This window comes from Bacteroides nordii (genome assembly GCF_019930665.1).
GTDB classification, from domain to species: Bacteria; Bacteroidota; Bacteroidia; order Bacteroidales; family Bacteroidaceae; genus Bacteroides; species Bacteroides nordii.
This window is the reverse complement of the sequence record NZ_CP082886.1, coordinates 803,731-824,871: the sequence shown is the minus strand read 5'-3', so window position 1 is coordinate 824,871 and position 21,141 is coordinate 803,731. Positions and strand designations below refer to the sequence as shown.

12 protein-coding genes are annotated in these 21,141 nt (G+C 42.0%); 3 read left to right on the top strand and 9 right to left on the bottom strand.

The genetic code is table 11. From position 1 onward, the window contains the following. Positions 1-5 precede the first annotated feature (5 nt). Positions 6-2,162, bottom strand: coding sequence for a glycoside hydrolase family 97 protein (locus K8P02_RS03200; protein WP_223381980.1), 2,157 nt, complete (start codon positions 2,160-2,162; stop codon positions 6-8). A 167-nt stretch (positions 2,163-2,329) separates the two neighbouring features. Continuing rightward, entirely contained in the window at positions 2,330-3,895 is a 1,566-nt protein-coding gene (locus tag K8P02_RS03195) for a DUF6377 domain-containing protein (RefSeq protein ID WP_025868209.1), read from the bottom strand. 159 nt (positions 3,896-4,054) lie between these two features. Between K8P02_RS03195 and crcB the strand changes: the two genes are divergently transcribed. Both crcB and K8P02_RS03185 read left to right on the top strand, forming a co-directional pair. Further along, on the top strand, positions 4,055-4,438 hold the full coding sequence (gene crcB / locus K8P02_RS03190; RefSeq protein WP_025868208.1) for a fluoride efflux transporter CrcB: 384 nt from the start codon (positions 4,055-4,057) through the stop codon (positions 4,436-4,438). Positions 4,439-4,489: 51 nt separating this feature from the next. Further along, entirely contained in the window at positions 4,490-5,158 is a 669-nt protein-coding gene (locus tag K8P02_RS03185) for a pentapeptide repeat-containing protein (protein WP_025868207.1), read from the top strand. Positions 5,159-5,502: 344 nt separating this feature from the next. On the opposite strand, the gene K8P02_RS03180 is transcribed toward K8P02_RS03185, so the two are convergent. After that, entirely contained in the window at positions 5,503-6,654 is a 1,152-nt protein-coding gene (locus tag K8P02_RS03180; RefSeq protein WP_025868361.1) for an ISAs1 family transposase, read from the bottom strand. 627 nt (positions 6,655-7,281) lie between these two features. Here K8P02_RS03180 and eno point away from each other — a divergent pair. Continuing rightward, the gene (gene eno, locus K8P02_RS03175) at positions 7,282-8,562 is read left to right on the top strand and encodes a phosphopyruvate hydratase (RefSeq protein ID WP_195571125.1); all 1,281 of its coding nucleotides are present in this window, start codon (positions 7,282-7,284) and stop codon (positions 8,560-8,562) included. A gap of 84 nt (positions 8,563-8,646) precedes the next feature. Here the strand turns inward: eno and K8P02_RS03170 are convergent, their stop codons facing one another. The 6 genes from K8P02_RS03170 to K8P02_RS03145 all read right to left on the bottom strand — a co-directional run bounded on the left by K8P02_RS03170 (position 8,647) and on the right by K8P02_RS03145 (position 21,051). Continuing rightward, complete coding sequence (locus K8P02_RS03170) at positions 8,647-10,896, bottom strand: glycoside hydrolase family 3 N-terminal domain-containing protein (protein WP_025867775.1); 2,250 nt, start codon at positions 10,894-10,896, stop codon at positions 8,647-8,649. Between the two features lie 2 nt (positions 10,897-10,898). Further along, positions 10,899-12,185, bottom strand: a complete 1,287-nt coding sequence (locus tag K8P02_RS03165; protein WP_025867776.1) for a glycoside hydrolase family 5 protein — start codon at positions 12,183-12,185, stop codon at positions 10,899-10,901. Positions 12,186-12,267: 82 nt separating this feature from the next. Continuing rightward, positions 12,268-13,110, bottom strand: coding sequence for a glycoside hydrolase family 16 protein (locus tag K8P02_RS03160; RefSeq protein WP_025867777.1), 843 nt, complete (start codon positions 13,108-13,110; stop codon positions 12,268-12,270). 3 nt (positions 13,111-13,113) lie between these two features. Further along, complete coding sequence (locus K8P02_RS03155; protein ID WP_025867778.1) at positions 13,114-14,790, bottom strand: RagB/SusD family nutrient uptake outer membrane protein; 1,677 nt, start codon at positions 14,788-14,790, stop codon at positions 13,114-13,116. A 20-nt stretch (positions 14,791-14,810) separates the two neighbouring features. Beyond that, entirely contained in the window at positions 14,811-17,942 is a 3,132-nt protein-coding gene (locus tag K8P02_RS03150; RefSeq protein WP_025867779.1) for a SusC/RagA family TonB-linked outer membrane protein, read from the bottom strand. A gap of 217 nt (positions 17,943-18,159) precedes the next feature. After that, a complete protein-coding gene (locus tag K8P02_RS03145; RefSeq protein ID WP_223381976.1) occupies positions 18,160-21,051 on the bottom strand; it encodes a triple tyrosine motif-containing protein in 2,892 nt (963 codons plus the stop codon). Between the last annotated feature and the right edge of the window lie 90 nt (positions 21,052-21,141).

Below are 21,141 nucleotides of genomic sequence, written 5' to 3'. Positions count from 1 at the left end.
GCTAATTATTTAAACTTCTTCATCTTTTTATCTGCCGGAGTAGCCTCAATGATACTCATTGCAAAACCACCACTACGAGCCAATTTGGTAGAAATCTTTGTTTTGTTGGTTACCAAACCTTTTTTAATCTGATAAGATGTCGGATTTGATTCGTAATCTGCATCCTTGCCGTCTGCATAAAGAGTAGCTACATATTGTTTTCTCGGTTCCAGAAAATCAAGAGTGAAAGTAGAGGTACGGGCATTTTCATCAGTAATACCACCTACAAACCAGTTGTTAGTACCTTTTGCCTTACGGGCTACGGTAATATAATCTCCCGGTTCAGCTTCCAGATATTTGCTGTCGTCCCAATCTACAGCCACATCTTTAATAAACTGGAAAGCATCCATATAGCGCTCATAACTTTCGGGAAGATCAGCTGCCATCTGAAGCGGACTGTACATCGTTAAGTAAAGAGCCAACTGTTTTGCCAGAGTAGTATGTACAAAGCTATGTTCTCCTGTCAGGAAAGACAATTGAGTATCAAAGATACCCGGTGTGTAATCCATCGGACCACCAATCTGACGAGTGAAAGGAAGCAATGTAGTATGGAACGGTTTGCTACCGCCAAAAGCTTCGTATTCAGTACCACGGGCAGACTCGTTGCCGATAAGATTGGGATAAGTACGACATAGCCCGGTAGGACGAACAGCTTCATGGGCATTTACACAAATCTTATAGTCGGCGGCTTTCTTCACGGCATAGAGATAGTGATTATTCATCCACTGACCATAATGGTGTTCGCCCCGAGGGATGATATTACCTACATAACCACTCTTCACCGCATTATATCCGTTATCAACCATAAACTGGTAGGCCTTATCCATATGACGCTCGTAGTTGCGTACAGAAGCAGATGTTTCATGATGCATCATCAGTTTCACGCCTTTACTCTTAGCATACTCATTCAGCATTTTCACGTCAAAGTCGGGATATGCAGTAACAAAATCGAATACATAATCTTTTGAGTGACCGAACCAGTCTTCCCATCCTTCATTCCATCCTTCAACCAATACCTGGTCAAATCCATGTTCGGCAGCAAAATCAATGTAACGTTTTACATTCTCATTGTTAGCACCATGCCTGCCGTTTGGCTTCGTTTTTGAATAATCGGTTTCACCAAGTTTCACAGACAAAACATCATCCGTATAAGCCCAGCTACTCTTTCCGGTAATCATTTCCCACCATACACCTACATATTTCACTGGTTTAATCCAGGAAACATCTTCATAAGCACAAGGATCATTCAGATTAAGCGTCAATTTAGAAGCAAGAATGTCACGGGCATCATCACTTACTATCACCGTACGCCACGGAGACTTACAAGGAGTTTGCATATATCCCTTATCTCCCACTGCGTCTGGAGTAAGCCATGACTCAAAAACAAGATTTTTGTCATCCAGATTCAGATTCATACAAGAGTAATCCACCAAAGCAGCTTCATGCAGGTTGATGTATAGTCCGTCAGCTGTCTTCATCTGCAAAGAAGTTTGTACTCCGGTTGGTGAAAAAGAGGCCTGCGATGCATTGTCTGTAATAGCTCCATTCATTAAGCCACGGATTTCAGAAAGTTTAGACTCCGTATAATCATATTCCTGTGTGTCATAATCACCCGGAATCCAGAAAGCAGTATGATCACCAGTCATGGCAAACTGTGAATGTTCTTCCTTAATAACAAAGTAATTCAGATTCTTTTGCAATGGGAATTCATAGCGAAAGCCCAAACCATCGTCATACAAGCGAAAACGGATAACAATGTTACGATCCTGCGCTTTCTGATCCAGTGTTACTGCCAATTCATTGTAATGATTGCGAATAGACTTTACTTCACCCCAAACCGGTTCCCAGGTTTCGTCAAAAGTACTTGTCTTGGCATCAGTCAATGTAAACCCATTCATTAGTCCCGGGTCGTTTTTAAGTTCCAACCCCAACTTCGAAGGTTTGATTACTTCCTTATCTTTATAAGAAAGTTCATACACCGGTTCGCCTTGTGCGTTCACCGAAAAATTGAGTTTCAATAGTCCGTTAGGAGAAGTAATACTTTCGGCCATAGCTGCTGTACTTATTAATAAAACAAGCAAGAAAAAGGCCATCTTGGTGGTTAGTGTTTTCATGTTAATCATGATATGAATTAATAAATAAAAATCGTATGGCAAAGATAAACAGGAAATATTCAGATACACTCCCCATATAAATGGAATATAAAAGAAATATCTGAAAACGTTTGCATAAGTTTCTTATTATTAATGAGATAATCAGAAGATTAAAAACAGAAAATATAAATGGGTATTCACTCTACCGCTCCTATTTTGAGGATTTCTTCTTCAAATTTATCCCGGTTAATGGCTTTATTCTTGACTTTGTTCCGATAGGTATAGATGGTATTGATTGAATAGTGCAGAAAATTAGCAATCTTGGAACTGTCATCAATCCCCAAACGAATAATGGCAAAAATGCGTAACTCGGTATTCAGCAATTCGCCGGTTTTAAGAACGAAACGTTCTTCGGGCTGTAACAGTTCATTAAACTCTGCCACAAAGTTGGGATACAGATGTAGAAAAGCATTGTCAAAATTAGCATAAAACTCTTTCTGCTCTACTCCTGCAAACTGTGAAGACTTGGTTAGCTTTAATAATTCCTCTGCCTGGCCTGCTGTAATCTTCCTGTTCACTGTACTCCGAAAACGATCTAACTTTTCGATATAAATAGAGCAAAGATTAAGAAAATGGCCGATATATTCCTCTTTGATGTGGTTGGCCTGCTTCAGATTTCGTTGAGTGGCAGATAGTTTCTTCATTTGTTTATATATTAAGATTACAGAAACAATCAGGAAAACAGAAAGTATACTGACCACTATCAGAAAAAAGACCAACTGATGGCGCTGGCGTTCTATCTGTTGTTTATAAGCTGCCTCAATCACAGGAAGAATACGCGAGATCTCAACCGTACGCAAACGGGCATTACAGAAAATGGCATCTTCAAGTGAACGCTTTATATAACGATATGCACGGGATACATCTCCCCGTTCATAAAGAACAAAAGCCAGATTGGATAAAGCAGCATTTTCTTTTACCGATGCTTTTATATCCGAAATAGCAGATAATGCCAGATATTTCTCATAGGCATCCGTCTGTTTTTCATCTTTATATAAATGAGCCAGTGAAAAAGCAGCCCGGGCGTAGATATTAGATGTTTCGGGCTGATCGCGCAGCAATCCCACTAACATGTTTTTGGCATGAGTAAACTGTTGATTAGCAATAAAACGTTCGGCTTCATAGAGACGATATTCCGGCAAAGCCGGTGAAAGGACGGTCAACAATGAATCCCGGTATGCATTTTGCCGTTTGGTATAGTTTGCTGCATAAGAGCTATTGTGAGAATAATTAGCAAGAAAAGAATATAACTGACGCCCACAATCATAAAAAACAGGAAGCAAGCTATCCGGCAACGTAGCACGATCGATACCATGCAACGTTTCCCAAGCCTCCTTATACATCCCGGAGATAGACAGCACAGACGTCTGGCAAAGGCGAACTCCATCAGCCAATGAGACACTACATAAAGAATCGGCTATCAGCAAGCTATTATCAAAGTATTTCATGGCAGAGTCTGACACAAAGAGTTCATATTCAGCCCCCAGCGCCTTATTGAGAATAAATTGTTGCCGCAGTGTAAGTGACGAATGATGCAAAAGCTGTTTCAAACTATCTATGCGTTCTTCTTTCTGTTCCATATATATCTCCTGCTGTCCCATTACCCGATCCAACCGGACAAGAACGGAGTCTACTCCCCCACGAGCCAGTGCAACAAGAATACAGGAGAAGAACAATATCATTACTAAAAAGAATCTCTTCATTGATCCGACGTTTTTACTTTAGTGTTCAAAAGTACATAAAATACACTAAAATCCACTACCTTCACTTCGTTAAAACAAGCTATCACCCAACATTACACCAATAAATTTGTTTCTGCTTCTGATTAATACTATTTTTGCCCCGACTATCACGAATAAAGAATGAAAGAGATCGCTTATATATTTATCGGAGGCGGCGTAGGAAGTGTGCTTCGCTATCTGGCGCAAATCAGCATTAACGAACGGATGTCGGGTATAGGTTTTCCTTTCTCATGGGGAACTTTTATCGTAAATATTGCGGGTAGTTTACTGATTGGCTTATTCTACTCAGTATCCGAACGTTGGCACCTGTCTATGGAAATGAGATTGTTTCTTACAACAGGACTGTGTGGAGGATTTACTACTTTTTCTACCTTTTCCAACGACGGATTAAGCCTGTTGAGAGGAGAGTTTTACGGTACATTCCTGCTTTATGCCTTATTGAGCATCGGACTGGGATTAGTAGCGGTACTGGCCGGAGGAGCAATAGGAAAGCTATTGGGGTAGAACCGGCAAAACACATTACAAGTAAAACGATTGCAAATACCATAATATACCATGAAACAACCCCGGAATAATAAACTCCAGATAGTCCGTATTGCCGCTCCCATGATCGAAGAGCAGGAAGAGAGTCTGAAAACTTTAAAAGACTTATTAGAACAGGAAGAGACGGTATCCGGCCTCTCGTTTAATAAAAATAACGAAGAATTCATTCATACTCCTTACCGGACTGTTAAAGAGTGCACATTCAGTGGTCTCACTTTCAGAGATTGTCAACTAAAATCAGCACAATTCACCGATGTCCGTTTTGAGAATTGTGACTTATCCAATATCTCTTTTGCCGAAAGTTCTCTTTACCGGGTAGAATTTATTTCTTGTAAACTGGTAGGGACCAATCTCTCTGAAACCACCCTCAATCATGTCTCATTCCGCGAATGTAACGCAGCTTATATCAATGTTGCCATGAGCAAAATGAACCAGGTTCGTTTTTCCGGTTGTCATTTTAGAAATGGAAGCCTCAACGATTGCCGGTTATCATCTGTTGCTTTTGATCATTGCGACTTGGTGGAGGCAGATTTCTCCCATACCTCTCTACGGGGTATTGATCTCCGGACTTCACGTATCAGTGGAATCGTACTAAACATCAGCGATCTGCGGGGTGTTATCGTTAATTCATTGCAAGCGATGGATTTGCTTCCCATGTTAGGAGTTGTTATTGAAGATTAGGCGTAAGAGATTTATCCTACATCGTATGGAAAAGAAGCAGTTCACCACGGAGGGCACGGAGAGCACAGAGATATTATTTTCTCTGATGAAACGCGGATGATCACATAAACGCAGATCAAAAGACTATAGCTCTTTATCATACATTTGTTTCTCTTTGCGAAAATCTGCGATCATCTGCGTTTCAATAAAGATTTAAACTCTGTGTCCTCTGCTACCTCTGTAGTGAAATACTGTATGGCTTTGAGCTTAATAGCCTCTGCCGCTGTTCTCTATTTCCTTCTCCGGTATTGATAAAGTTCTATCTTATAGAGGAACGTAAGAAGCCTCAGTACAGGGCCGACGCATTAAAATGCGCTGTCCTGTAAAAGTGTTGACAGGTATTTTTCATCCCATCCTGCTTTCAGCCTTTTGAGATTCATGCTTCCTTTTGTGACTTTATCATTCTTCAAAATGGTGAGCGCCATTTTTGTAACTGCCGAGAAATTTCTTGCTGCATTCTGCACTTTCTTGCTGTAGTCTTCCCTGAAGGTAACATCCAGTTGCCAATGCAGATTGTTTTCAATGGACCAATGCTGTCTAATGGCATTGGCTATTTCCTCCGGGTTAGTATTTTCAAGTGAAGTTATATAATACCTCGTTTTTTCAGAACGTTCCCCCGTTGCCAAAATTATCCTTTCGGATTTCATGCCCACTATTGACCTCAATCCCGCAAATTTGTCCTTAAACATCGGCTCCATGACCGGACCATAACTGACTACAGTACAGACTCTTGTTTCAAGCCTGCCATGTCCTGTACTTTCGCTGGTATGCCGGGTAACCCTATTGAGAATCACATTTCTGTTTTCATACCCATCAATTATTTTCTTGGCTAATTCATAACTACTCTTTTGATTTTTCTTTAAAGCTATTATATAGTTTGAATTCCGTTCAATAATGGCTTTTGTTATTTCCAACTGACAGCCCATGGCATCAATAGTGACGATACAATCATCCAGATCCAAGGCATGGATTAGCAGAGGAACAGCTGTGATTTCATTACTTTTATCATCCACTTTTACCTGACCCAGAGAAATACCGTTAGCTGCGGACCATGCTGAAACCATCCAGAGCTTAAAGCCTTCTTTGCCGGTAGTATGTTCATCATTACATTTGCTAGGACCACGCATTAGTTTTCCATCGATGGCTACAACACCTTTAATCTCCTGACACACTTGTTTCACCCAATTGCGGAAAATCAACTCAAAATAGGATGGTTTTATAATGCTGAAGAAACGATTAAAAGTATCATGGCTGGGGATAACTTCTAAATCGGGTATTCTACTTTTAAAAAAATCGAATTTAGCATGGCCAAATTCTTCAATCTCATTCCAAGACTGAGCACCACAGATGACAGCAGCAATGGATACATATATGATCGTTTCCATTTTATGTAACTTTTTACGATCCATCCGAGGGTCCTCTATTTGCTTACAAATGTCAATTATACCTATTTTCATGTCAATTACTGTTTAATATTACCATGTAAATATACGAAATATAAACGAAATAAAACAATGCTAAACAATTAATATTCAATTAAATAACAATAAGAAAAGTACATATACAATAGTAAATTATTTAATGCGTCGGCCCTGAGCCTCAGTATGCAACGTTGTTTTAGATGTACATGTAAAGCAGTACGACATGTGCATGTGGAACAGTACGACATGTACATCTCGTACCGTTTTAGATGTACATGTAAAACAAGACTATACACCGGGAAAAGAAACGTTCCTTTCTAAGAAAAGCAAAATACAACACCGGACAACAGCATGCTTCCCGCACAAGGAGATGCATCAGGCGATGGTAGATGAATGAAAATGCAGATGAACACAGCCTTAAATGAACTTGCGCCATGCTTTTATGATACAAGGTCCTTTCGATCAGTATTGATCTGCATAAAATTAAACTTTTATTCACCTATCCGGATGAAACAAAACCAATTGCTTCTTTGTTAATTAATAAAAGTAAAGTTACTGGCTGATTATGGGGAGCAGTTTTACATAAGAATACCTATTTATAGGGATTCTCTGTTCTCCGTGAAGTGAGTATATTTGCAAGTATCTAAAAAATATAGAGAAACAATGAAAATAGAAAAAATTACAGGACGCGAAATCCTCGATTCCAGAGGTAATCCCACAGTAGAAGTAGACGTAGTATTGGAATCAGGTATCATGGGACGTGCATCCGTTCCATCGGGTGCATCAACCGGTGAACACGAAGCATTGGAACTGCGTGACGGTGACAAAAAACGCTACGGAGGAAAAGGTGTGCTGAAAGCTGTAGAAAACGTGAACAATATTATTGCTCCGCATCTTATTGGCATGTCAGCTCTCGACCAAATGGGTATTGACCACGCAATGCTGGCTCTTGACGGTACGAAAACCAAAGCAAACCTGGGTGCTAACGCCATTCTGGGTGTATCACTTGCCGTAGCCAAAGCAGCCGCTGCATATCTCGATATTCCTCTTTACAGATATATCGGCGGAACTAACACTTATGTACTGCCTGTCCCGATGATGAACATCATCAACGGTGGTTCTCATAGCGATGCCCCGATTGCTTTCCAGGAATTTATGATTCGTCCGGTAGGTGCCAAATCTTTCAAAGAAGGTTTGCGTATGGGTGCCGAAGTATTCCATGCCCTGAAAAAAGTATTGAAAGATCGTGGTCTTAGCACAGCAGTCGGTGATGAAGGTGGTTTTGCTCCTAACCTTGAAGGCACTGAAGATGCTCTGAACTCCATCCTTGAGGCTATCAAAGCTGCCGGATACGAACCGGGTAAAGATGTGATGATCGGCATGGACTGCGCTTCTTCCGAATTCTATCGTGACGGCATTTACGACTATACTAAGTTTGAAGGTGCCAAAGGCAAGAAACGTACCGCTGACGAACAGATAGACTATCTGGAAAAACTAATCAACGAATATCCGATTGACTCTATCGAAGACGGTATGAGTGAAAACGACTGGGAAGGCTGGAAGAAGCTGACCGAACGTATCGGCGACCGTTGTCAGTTGGTAGGTGACGACTTGTTTGTGACCAACGTTGACTTCCTTGCCATGGGTATTGAAAAGGGTTGTGCCAACTCTATCCTGATTAAAGTAAACCAAATTGGCTCGTTGACAGAAACGCTGAATGCTATCGAAATGGCACATCGTCATGGTTATACTACAGTAACTTCTCACCGTTCCGGTGAAACAGAAGATGCTACCATCGCTGACATTGCCGTAGCTACCAACAGCGGACAAATCAAAACCGGTTCACTGAGCCGTTCAGACCGTATGGCAAAATACAACCAGCTTCTTCGTATTGAAGAAGAACTTGGCGATCGTGCCGTATATGGATATAAACTATTGAAATAATTAAAGCTGTTTATAATAGTTAAGAGGGGGATAAGCCGTGATGGCCTGTCCCCCTCTCCCATTTTTAGCCCTCTGATTGAATAATCAGTCCACTACCTTAAATGAAACTTCATTTCCACTCCGGCTATCCGTTGCTACCCAAAGTCCGAAGTCTCCGGGTTCAACCACCTTTTCCATATTTATATTATAGAAAGCCAACTCACTCACCGGCAGTTCAAATGTCACCGTCTTCTTTTCACCCGGCTTTAAAGTGACACGGGTAAAGCGCTTCAACTCCTTCACCGGACGAGTAACAGAACCCACCTTATCCCGTACATATAGCTGGGCTACCTCTGTACCTTCGTAATCACCCGTATTTTCCAGATCGAAGGTAACAGTCAGTACATCATTCTTTTTCAGTTCATCAGCAGAAAGTTTCACATCACCATACTTAAATGTAGTATAAGACAGCCCATATCCAAACGGATAGAGCGGATCAAAGCCGGCATCCATATAAAAAGAGGTGCACCCTAATGAAGTCTGTCCGGCTTCTACCGGAATATCTTTCAACAGGGTTTCGTTGCGCGTAGCCGGACGGCCGGAATTGTTATGTGAATAATAGGCCGGAATCTGTCCCACCATCTTCGGGAAAGTAACCGGAGTTTTGCCACTCGGCACTTCTTTGCCGAACAAAAGATCTGCAATCGCAGGACCTCCCATTGTACCCGGGTGAAACGAATAGAGTACTGCTGCAGAGAGATCCGCCTCTTTGCCAATCGTCAACGGACGGCCTGCCATCACTACCGTCACTACCGGTTTCCCGGTTTTAGCTAAAGCAGCAATCAATTCGGGCTGAGCACCTTGCAGATTCAAATCGGCCAGGCAGTGCGCTTCACCGGAAAGGATAGACTCCTCGCCTACAAACGCTAAAATTACATCGGCACGGGCAGCCGCTGTAACAGCCTTACTGATGCCGGATGTAGTATGATCCCGGCTGTAAGCTAATCCTGGTTCAAAAATCACCTGTACTTTATCACCATACATCTCTTTGATAGCAGCCAACGGTGTTTTCGTATGTGTCTTATCTCCGTCAAAAACCCAGGTTCCCATCTGCTCGTAAGGAGCATCTGCCAAAGGCCCCACAACAGCCACGGTACGTACTGTTTCTTTCAAAGGAAGTACCCGCTTGTCATTCTTCAACAGAATGGCCGACTCCACTGCAGCACGTTTGGCAGCCGCCAAATGAGCATCGGCATACATCACAGAAGGCTGTTTTTCGTCTACATACGGATGGTCAAATAATCCAAGACGATACTTGATACGCAAAATATTACGGACGGCTTCGTTTATGGTTTCTTCTTTCACCTTACCTTCTTTCACCAGTTCGGGCAATTTATTAACAAATGTGTAACTGACCATTTCCATATCCACACCTGCATTCACCGCTTTCAGGGCAGCTTCTTTGTCATCGGCAGCAAAACCGTGAGGAATCATCTCTTTAGCAGAAGCCCAGTCCGTCACTACAATACCGTCAAATCCCCATTCTTTACGAAGTACATCTTTCAGAACAAAGCCATTCCCGGTAGCCGGAATCCCGTCATTATCATTGAACGAAGTCATGAAAGTGGCAGCACCGGCATTGGCAGCAGCTTCAAACGGAGGCAAATATACATTACGCAAACGGCGTTCGGGAATAAACGTAGAGTTATAATCAAGTCCTCCTTCGGCAGCACCGTATCCCACAAAGTGTTTCGGACAAGCAGCAATGGAGGAAGGGCTGTTTAATGAATCACCCTGAAATCCCTTAACCATAGCAGCCCCCATAACAGAAGTCAGATAGGTATCTTCTCCACACCCCTCGGCAATGCGTCCCCAGCGCGGATCACGGGCAACGTCAATCATCGGGGCAAACGTCCAGCGAATCCCCACAGAGGATGCCTCAACAGCTGCCACGCGCGCACCTTCTTCTGCCACAGAAGGATCAAAAGTGGCAGCCTGCCCCAAAGGGATAGGAAAAATAGTCTTAAACCCATGAATAACATCACGGGCTATCAACAGCGGAATTCCCAGGCGGGATTCTTCCACCGCCACGCGCTGCAAAGCATTGACACGGACCGGATCTATCTCATTCAAAATAGAACCGATCTCACCTTTTTTAATCAACACACTCATTTCTTCAATATTGCCGAAAGAGCTGATCTGGTTCATCTGACCGATCTTCTCCTCCAACGTCATCTTAGAAAGCAGTTTTTCTACCTTGTTCTCAACAGCTTTGTCTTTGGTGTCGGATACCTGTGTACACGACATAAAAGAAAGTAATAAGAGACAGGCAGAGAGAAATTTAGTTGTTTTCATACTTATTTATATACTTGAAATGGAACATTCACTGTAGATACGAATCCCGTATTATCCAATACATATACATACAATCGATACTCACCAGGGATTTCAACAATAGTTTCGTAAGTTGCGGTATCCGAAGTATTCACCTCCCCTACTCTTTCCGGACGTGGTTCAAAAGAGCCGCCAAAACCAAGTTCGGTGGCTTCTTTCAATATTTCCCATACATAAGTCAACGGATCGCTTTCTTTATCGGCGACGGCTACATGAGCTTTGAACGCAGTTCCGGCTTTGACACGAACGCTGTTGATGGCATGCATTCCGTTTATAGTCATAGCCTCAACCACAGGAGCCGTTTCCGTCAGTTTTTTTCCGGTCCAGACTCTCTGCATAGCCTCTACCATAGGAGTCTTTTCGCCACACAACGGCAACTGTTCTACACTATCTTCTACAAACATACTGAACCAAGTGGGAGTACGTTCTTCCTTTTGTCCCCACAGAAATACAAAAGAACCCAGACAACGCTCATTTGCAAGGATATAGCGGGTATAACGATCTTCGTACACCTGTCTTTTTTCTTCGCTCGTTTGCTCGATAGGTGCCTTCCAGTCTGTAGAAGCAGTTTCCCACCATCCGGTTGGTCCCCATTCTGTCACCATAAAAGGGCCTTGATAAGCAGATTGGTCTACCATCTCCCTTATTTCACCAATCGGACCATACGTGTTGATACCTACGTAGTCAAGCGTAGGGGCAAATTTAGCAATAGAGTCAAGAGCAGCCGGATTGTGTGCAATAACCGTAGATACCAAATGGCGCATATCTATTGATTTAATGATCTGTGCCAACTCTTCCACAAAACTCCACGCAGCACCTATATTGGCATTACCCAAATCGATCTCATTTCCAATTCCCCAGGCTAACAGGCAAGTATCATTTTTGAAAGTCTCTGCCAAAAGGCGTACTTCCTTACGCAGTTTGTCTTTGTACGCATCGTCATAATAGAGTGACGAATCTTTAGTCATTGCTATCCCCTGCATTACGTACATCTTATTTTCCGCAGCTAAAGCCAGGTCTTTCCTAACTGACTCTACATCTCCGCCCCAGGTTCTGAAAGCATTGGCACCATTCTGACTGGCAACGTCCAGCCGATAGGTTCCACCTACACCTTTAATGTAAGTATCCACTCCATTAATATAGAGTTTAAAACCTTCTCCGGATTTCTTTATCTCAATTCCGGACGGAGCGGAACAAGCACCCAGCAGAAAGCTCCCTAAAACCCAACTACAAATTAAAAGTTTTTTCATTGTCATCTACCTATTACATTGAGAATTAGGGACATCTTTCGGCTTTACAACCAGTGTAAGCCTTCAAATGCCCCTAAATATATTAATTCTTTTGATAAACACGAACGTAATCAATCTGGAATATTGCCGGATAGCAAGTATTATCTACTCCTTTTGTTCCTCCCATTCCTCCACCGACAGCCTGGTTCAGTTTCACGTAAAACGGAACATCAAATGGCCAAGTCTCTTTATCACCGGTTCCGTCATTCTGAAACCGGAAACGAAGCACACCGTCAATATAACCTTTGATCTCCTGTGGTGTCCACTCCAATCCATATACGTGAAAATCATCTTGTGCCCTGTCAATAACCGTAATGGAAGTTTGCTGCGTACCGATACTATGATTGTATCGTTCTGTATGAGCAGATATATGAATAGAATCGGGATGACTCCCTACATGTTCCATTATATCTATCTCACCATCCAGCGGCCAATTCTTAAAATCTTCGGGCAACATCCAGAAAGCAGGCCAGGTGCCAACTCCTTCCGGCAACTTCATCCGGGCTTCAAAATAACCATACTTCCAGCTTTGAGTCGTATTCATCCGTGCAGATAAATAATTGTATCCCTCAACCGGTTTATCAGGCATTAATGCTTTAATATGCAATATCCCTCCATCCAAATAAGCCACCGTATCCGTTTCATAAACAGCAGGAACGTAATATTGCAGTTCGGCATTCCCCCAGCCTCCACCGCCAACTTCATATTTCCACTTTGAAGTATCCGGCAAGGAGCGATCTGTGGAATCGAACTCATCATTCCAAATCAATTTATACTCTTGGGGTACAAATGCGCTATCCACCACAAGTCTCGTAACCGGACGTTCGGTACAAGCAGCACCGACAGTTACTACTATAGTCAGTAATACCAATAATTTCACATTCATATATTAATCTTTCAATAATGGGTTCTTTTCCTGTTCTTTAAGCGGAATAGGCAAGTAATAGTGTGTACCATTGAAAATGCGGTCTTCCACCTTAGACACTTCATATCGCAATGTGACATTGTCATCATATATATTCATACCCATAATCGGTGCGGCCAGTACGTCGCCATCTTTCCAACGACGCAAATCATAGAAGCGATGCTCCTCCAGAAGAAGTTCAATTCTGCGCTCATTCTTAATTCTCTCACGCATCTCTATTTTCGACAATCCCGAAGGCAGATCCGGTTGTCCGGAACGGGAACGGACTTCATTGATTGCCAGATAGACACTTGGATCGGGGGCAGCCAATTCTTCATTCTTTGCTTCGGCATAATTCAGCAAAACCTCTGCATAGCGTATATATGGCCAATTATTACTTTGAGCATATCCTCCGTACAGGTTGGTAGAAGGATCGAGTTCCTCTATAAACTTCTTAGGACCATAGCCACAACGCGCCTTGCCCAACTGAGGCTTGCATGAACCGTTTTTGGAAGGATCAACCGTATTGGTCACCATAGACATCCGGTGAGTTTCCCAGATGGAACCATTATAGATAATGCTCTGATAGAAACGTGCATCCCGGTTTGTATACGGATCCTGCTTATTATACATTGTATTGGTTGGGTCTGTTGTTAACTTTCCATTCACTGTTTCATAAGCATCTACCAAATTTTGTGTAGGATACAATCCATTCCATGAGCCGGCATCCACAGCGTCCAGACTCCACATCATATGAATATTGTGAGGAGCTTCGGGGAAAGTGAAACGACGTTCAAAAATGACCTCCTTATTGGCAGCAGTTTTATCAAATGCCATAGAACGATAAGGGGTATCCGTCAGCTTATACAGCTTGTATATATCCAGGTCCATCACATCCTGAGCTGCCTGAGCTGCATCGGCCCACTTCCGGGAGTCATCGGAACTATTCAGAGGGCTTGCCAGATACAACAAAGCACGCGATTTAAGTGCCAGAAAAGCACCTTTTGTTGCATGTCCGGCCTCATCATCCGAATAACTGAGAGGTAAATTATCAGCATACAAATCACACTCCTCTTTCACAAACTTCACAATATCGGCAAACGAAGAGGGAGCCACTTGCAACTCATCCGTAAGGCTTTGTGCTTTCACAATCAAAGGTGCTTTACCAAAAGTACGTGCCAATTCAAAGTGACAGAAAGCTCTCAGAAAACGAGCTTCTGCTTCTACTCTCTTTTTCTCGGTAGCCGATAAGATTCGTTCTTCAACACCGGGAGCACGCTCGATAATGATATTACACTTGCGTATCACTTTATATTCCTGATTCCAAATTTCTTCTACAAAGGGACAACTCTGTGCCGTGATTGCATCTTTATTGAGTTGTGTATAAATAGGGCCATCGCTAACACTGGCAAAGTCATCAGTAGCAGCATCCAAATTCCCTGCCCACGACATAGACCAATCCTGCTCGTAACCAGCCGTACACCTGTTGAATCCACACAGCATAGAACCGTATGTATTTGCTACAAACTGATTAATCAGATTCTTGTCTTCCCAGATAGCTTCATCAGAGATAAAAGTAGTAGGTTTTATATCCAGCATATCCGAACATCCGGACGCAAGAACCACCAATATCGTTATTAATAAATTTCTATTCTTTTTCATAATCGTATCATTCTTTAAAGTTAAAACTGAAGAGTAAGCCCTACGTTAAACGCCTTCATTTGCGGATATGTCCATCCTTCCTGTTGAGTGTTTTCCGGGTCAATTTGCGGAACATCGGAAATGGTAAACAGGTTCTGCGCGTTCACATAGACACGCAATCCGGTTATTGCCGCAGACCGCAACCACCTGGAAGGAAGCGTATATCCTATTTCAATATTCTTCAAACGAAGATAAGAAGCATCATAGAGGTAGGTCTGAACAGCACTGATATCCGTAGTCGGGAAGTTATGAGTAGATTCTGCCAAACGAGGATATTTCGCATTTACATTCTGTTCGGTCCAACTCTCGTTTACCCAAAGCTGCGGAAGATTACCCTGATTGAAATAAGGTTGTATCACACCACCCTTCAGATAAACCTGTGTACGGGCAGCTCCCTGGAATAAGAAGCTGAAATCAAAATTCTTCCAGTTCAACGAACCATTTATACCATAAATTATCTCAGGAATATTCCCATTTCCCAGGTAAGTCATATCGTTAGAATCTACCACGCCATTGCCGTCAACATCCACATATTTAATATCTCCCGGCTTAGTCACATACCCTGTACCTGCCACTTCCTGCTTAGGATAGGCATCTATTTCTTCCTGAGACTTAAAGATACCATCTGTTTTATATCCATAGTAACCATTGATGGGTCTACCCGTCTTACGCATATACTTGGATGTTCCGGTTGCTTCTGCCATCTCTACAATCTCATTCCGGGCAAAGGTAAAGTTACCTCCCAATGAGAAATCGACCTGCTGTATTCTCTGATGATAATTAAGTGATAAATCAACTCCTTTGTTTTTCACCTCTCCCAAATTCTCAAGCGGTAATATTCCACCGAATGAAGAAGGAACTTCGGCACCACGCTGGGCTAGAATATCTGTTCGTTTCTCCATAAAGAAATCTACTGTCAGGTTAAGACGGTTAAACAAAGTAGCATCTACAGCCACATTCGTCTTGGTCGACTTTTCCCAGGTAGCCAGTGCATTGGCAATAGGACCGGGCAGCATTCCTTTGGTAAGCAATGTTCCGAAAATATAGTCTCCCAGATTATTGGTAAACCCATTGCTTGCATTGTTACCGGAATACAGATCAAAACGGCTGTAAAACGGGAAAGTCACACCTCCTGTATTATCATTACCCAGCGTACCGTAAGAAGCTCTTACCTTCAGGAAATTAACCGTATTCTTCAGATTCTGAAAGAATTTCTCTTCCGAAAGTACCCATCCCAAAGAGGCAGAAGCAAACGTACCCCATCTCTTGTTGGGAGCAAAGTTTTCGGACGCGTCACGACGCAGGTTAAACTCTACCAAATACTTCTGGGCATAATTGTAGTTGATACGCCCCATATAGCTGGCACGGGCTGTTTTACTGTCATAGGCATTCAATGACTGATTGGCTGTATTTCCGGCATTCATCTGATCCAGAATTTCCGAATCAAAAGAAATACGATTCATTCCCGATCTTTCAATAAACCCCTTTCTTGCCAAAGCCATAGCCATTGCAGTGATATTGTGATTGCCGAAAGAACGGTTGTAATTCAACTGCAATTGGTATTCCTGGTATTCATCACCGTTTTGTGTCAATCCCAGGCTGGCACTTGAACGTGGTTTCAAAACATAGGCTCCATCTGCATCCTTAGAGTAAACATAAGGAGATACGTTCCATGATTTGTTTTTATATACATTCTTGCTGAAAGAAGCAGTTCCTTTTACAGACAGACCAGAAGTAATGAAATCAAGTTTCTGGTCCAGTTCTACACGTGCATCCACTACAAATGTATTTCCTTTACTATAACTTCCACCCGGCTGATTAGAAGCCACAATATTGGGGTGAGTTGCATCGGGCACAGCGAATGTACCATCAGGATAACGGCACAACAGCACAGGAGTGTTACGCACCAATTGCTGGAAAATACCCTGGCTTGCACCTACATTCAAGGTGTTCTCTACACGACCGGAAATATCAACTCCCAAACGGGTCGTATTTGTAATAGTAGCATCAATATTGCTACGCAAGTTGTAACGCTTATAATCCAGATCTTCCCAAAGTCCGCCCTGGCTAAGGAAACCGGCACTTACATAATAGCGTACTTTCTCTGTACCTCCGGATACGGATAAGTTGTGCTGGTGCTGAATGGCTCGTTGAGACAACATCTCTTTATACCAGTCTGTATTCGGATACTTTTCCGGGTCGGTACCATCTCTGAACTTCGCCAGTTCGTCACCATTATAGATCTCTTTTCCCGTATAGGTATTGTATAAACGGGCATAGTCATAAGAGTTGGCAAACTCCGGCAGTTTGGTTGGCGACTGTATAGATACATTTCCGGAATATTTAATACTTGTCTTATCCTGTGTTCCGCGTTTAGTAGTGATTACCACTACACCATTGGCACCACGCATACCGAAGATGGCAGCAGAAGCAGCATCCTTCAACACATTGATAGATTCAATGTCATTGGGATCCATACGTGCAAAGTCGGCAGAAGAACGTTCCATACCATCGATAATAAAGGCAGGAGAGGTCTCTCCCTGAAAAGTAGCAATACCACGTACATACAATGAGGCATCATCTGCTCCCGGTTCACCGGTAGCCTGCTTGGATATAAGTCCCGGCATCTGTCCTACCAGAGCATTGGTAGAGTTGGCAGACTTTGCCTTCAATAACTCATCGCTCTTTATAGAAGTAACGGCACCCGTCAGATTGGCTTTCTTTTGAACCCCATATCCCACAACCACTACTTCCTCCAACGCTGCCGCATCCTCTTCCAGCACCACGTGAAGTATCTTATTCCCTTTCACCGGAATATCCTGTGACTTATAGCCGATATAAGAAACAGAAAGAATTGAATTAGAAGGTACAGTGAGAATAAATTTACCGTCTAAATCGGTTATTGTACCATTGGCAGTAGCATCTTTCACCACTACATTCACTCCAGGCAAAGGCTCCCTATCCGACCCGCCTATAACTGTACCCGTGACCTGTATGTTCTGAGAAAATACAGTAAGGTAAGCTCCTAACAGAATTAAAACTGATAATAACTTTTTCATAAGTCTTTGTATAATTAAGATTAACTCGTTGTCCGTTTTGGACAATGCAAACATAGAGAATAAACAGATTAAGAGGTTAAAAAGGCAGACGTCTAAAATACGTCAATAAGAAAAATAGAATACGTTATGAATACGTCAATCAATTATAATATATTAATTTTCAATAAAATAACAACACGCACATACATTTCGTCAAGTATGTTACAGAACATAAATAGAGTGACAACCCTGCTTTCTTTCATTCGGGTCATCACTCTTAACCAAACAGGTGTTAAATCTTCTGGCTCAGATAATCAATCAAACCATCTTCTCTATCCAGCTCAAATTTCTTTCGAAGACGATAACGTATCGTTTCTACTCCCCGGACAGAAATACCCAATAAAGGAGCTATTTCTTTTGAAGAGAGGTTCATCTTAAGATAGGCACACATCATACGTTCATTGAATGATAAGTCGGGATGTTTTTCACCCAACCTCTTCATAAAATTATTATGCACCAAGTCAAACTGTTCCTCGATCCTCTTTAATACTTCATCGCTCTGAATATTCGAATCGATCTTATTACTTACTAAAAGCAGCATTTTTTTGTATTCTTTTGATCCCTCCCCCTTCAAAGCTGTAACAACTTTAAACAAATCCGACTTTATCTCGGTCAGCATCTCATTCTTACGTACAAAATTAATCATCAGATTGGCCATTTCCTGGCTTTTATGTTTTAGCTCATACTCCAGTTTCTCTTTTTCGAGTTCCACTATCTGACGTTCCTTGCGCGCACTTTCCTCTTCATATTCTTTCTCCAATTCCTGTAGTTCTTTATCCTTTTCTACTACCGCTTGCTGTTTTTTGCGTTTCACACGCACATCGTCCCATTTGTAAACATACCACATCAACAACAAAAAGAACATGAAATAGCACAAATAGGCTATTCCCGTACGATACCAGGGAGGAAGAATGCGGAAAGAGAAAGAATCAGTAGCCGTAGTACCATTTCGGAACACCGCCTTTACTTCAAAGATATAATCTCCTTCCGGAAGATTACTATACTCCTTGGTCTGTACATTGGTATATTCAGACCACTTGCGGTCATTCAACCTATATTGATAGCTAAGCTCCTCCCCGTGTGTCAATGAAGATATCCCATATTCAAACCGGATGGCATTCTGATTATACGTAATTTCCGGCGTACCTTTCACTGACAGGAAATTATCGGTATAAATCAGAGAATCCTTAGGATAAGAGAGGTATACATTGCGAATATGCATCAAGTCACTATAATCTTTTTGCTGACTATGAGAAGGGATCTTAAACAGAGCAAAACCATCATAATCCGGAATAATCATTAACGAATCAGAAACAGGGACGATTACTTCGGCACCTTGTACCAATTCAACTGAAGGGAGCTCAATAGGAACAATGCAGGTTTCAGCCCCTTTCTTATAGTTTCTCAGACTGGCAATACAAATTTCTTGCTGACTAAGGCTGATCAGATGGTTATTGTACTGCACCAGACGCGAATACCGATTTACCCCATTAAGAAGTAGGTTCATTTCCTGAAAAGGTTCCATACAATCCACCGATTCATTATACCGGTATACCCCCTTCGGAGTAGCAAAACAAATCCGGCCATCTACCTTACTTACAAATATATCTTTGTCAGAAGGAAACCCGTTATCCGTATTATACGATTTAATTTCTACCACACGAGACAGATCATCACTGAGTTTTACCCGTTTAACCTCGCCGGCAAGACATATCCACAACACAGAAGCAGACTGTTGTTCAAGAAAACGGCAAGAGTCGAACAACCCTTCTACTTTACAAACAACCCTCCATACGGCGTCTTTTTTTTCCATCAGGTAAAGGCCGTCATAAACGCCAACATATATCAGATTCTTTTTTCCCATCACCGATTGACATCCCCAGGCACCAGCCACATCTGCTATTTTTTTCATGCTGTTTCCTTCCACCAGAAAGACACCCCGGTCGTGCAAACAAAAAATATCATCATCTATACGGCATAAGTTCCAAACCTGTCCGCTGGATTGAGCCACAGGATGTATATCAGGCAGATTATCAGTTAACTGTACCGGATAATGAGTATAGTACAATCCACGGTTTGTCCCCAAATAGAGACGATCTTCCGACAATAAAGCCGCATAACCGGTTCCGTAAGAGTAGGGATAAGAATAAAGATTGGTCAGCGATGAATTCAAACAAACATAATCAATGCCACTATCCAACCCCGCCCACAGATTTCCCCAATGGTCAAAAGCAACAGAAAGTACCGTATTATTTTGTAAGTTATTGTATTCATTAAAAAACTTTATCCGTTTTGTTTGAGTATCTATCAACAAAATCCCTTTGTGTATAGTTCCCAATGCAATCTTACCACCCGAAGCAGCAGCACAAAACACTTCATTCTGCCGCATAAAACTCTCTACACCCGTCAGGAACGGAACCGTAGTACGCCCATCACAGTAAAACAAACCATCATAAGCCGTCACAACAAGCACCCCGTCTTTATAAGGAATAATGCTCCGAATTCTTTTTGACTTCAATACCTCCGCTCCCTGCAATGGAAAGAAAGTATTCCCTACCAATACCCATACCCCATGATCAGTACCTATATATAAAACTCCGTTCACCATATCGGAGCAGTCTATCTTACAATTCATTTCAATGGTAGTATACTTTCCATTGAGGAATTTCAATACCCTTCCGTCTCCCTGTAAGTAAAGGATGTTATCATTTTCATGTATTCCCCAGACATTGCCGATAGCCCGTGAAGTCGCATCCAATGAATCAGACATACAAGTATAAATCAACCTGCCATCATCTCCCGGTTCAAAATAACCGAATTCATTAATTCCACCTGCATAAATCCTTTTCTGTGATACGGAAGGCAGAACGGAACGAACATCCGAACCATTTTTCAAAGGAAAGATATTCCAGGAGTTACCATCAAATTGCAGCATACCGTTTTTATTGGCAAAATAGCTCCAATTACTGCTGTAAGAACCTATCTGCCAGGTCTGAGAACCTTTACCATAAAGAGTTTTATTGTAGTTGATAATGAAATTATTCCAATCGGAGGCCGAAGCACATACTGATACCAGGAGAAACGAAACAATCAGAGGTAATAATCGTTTTTTCATATGCGTCATAGTATGATCTCTTTGCTATTAGTAGTACAAACTTACTATATTCCAGTGAAGTTCCCAAGAAAAGAAAGAGAAAAGTTAAAAAAAGAAAAG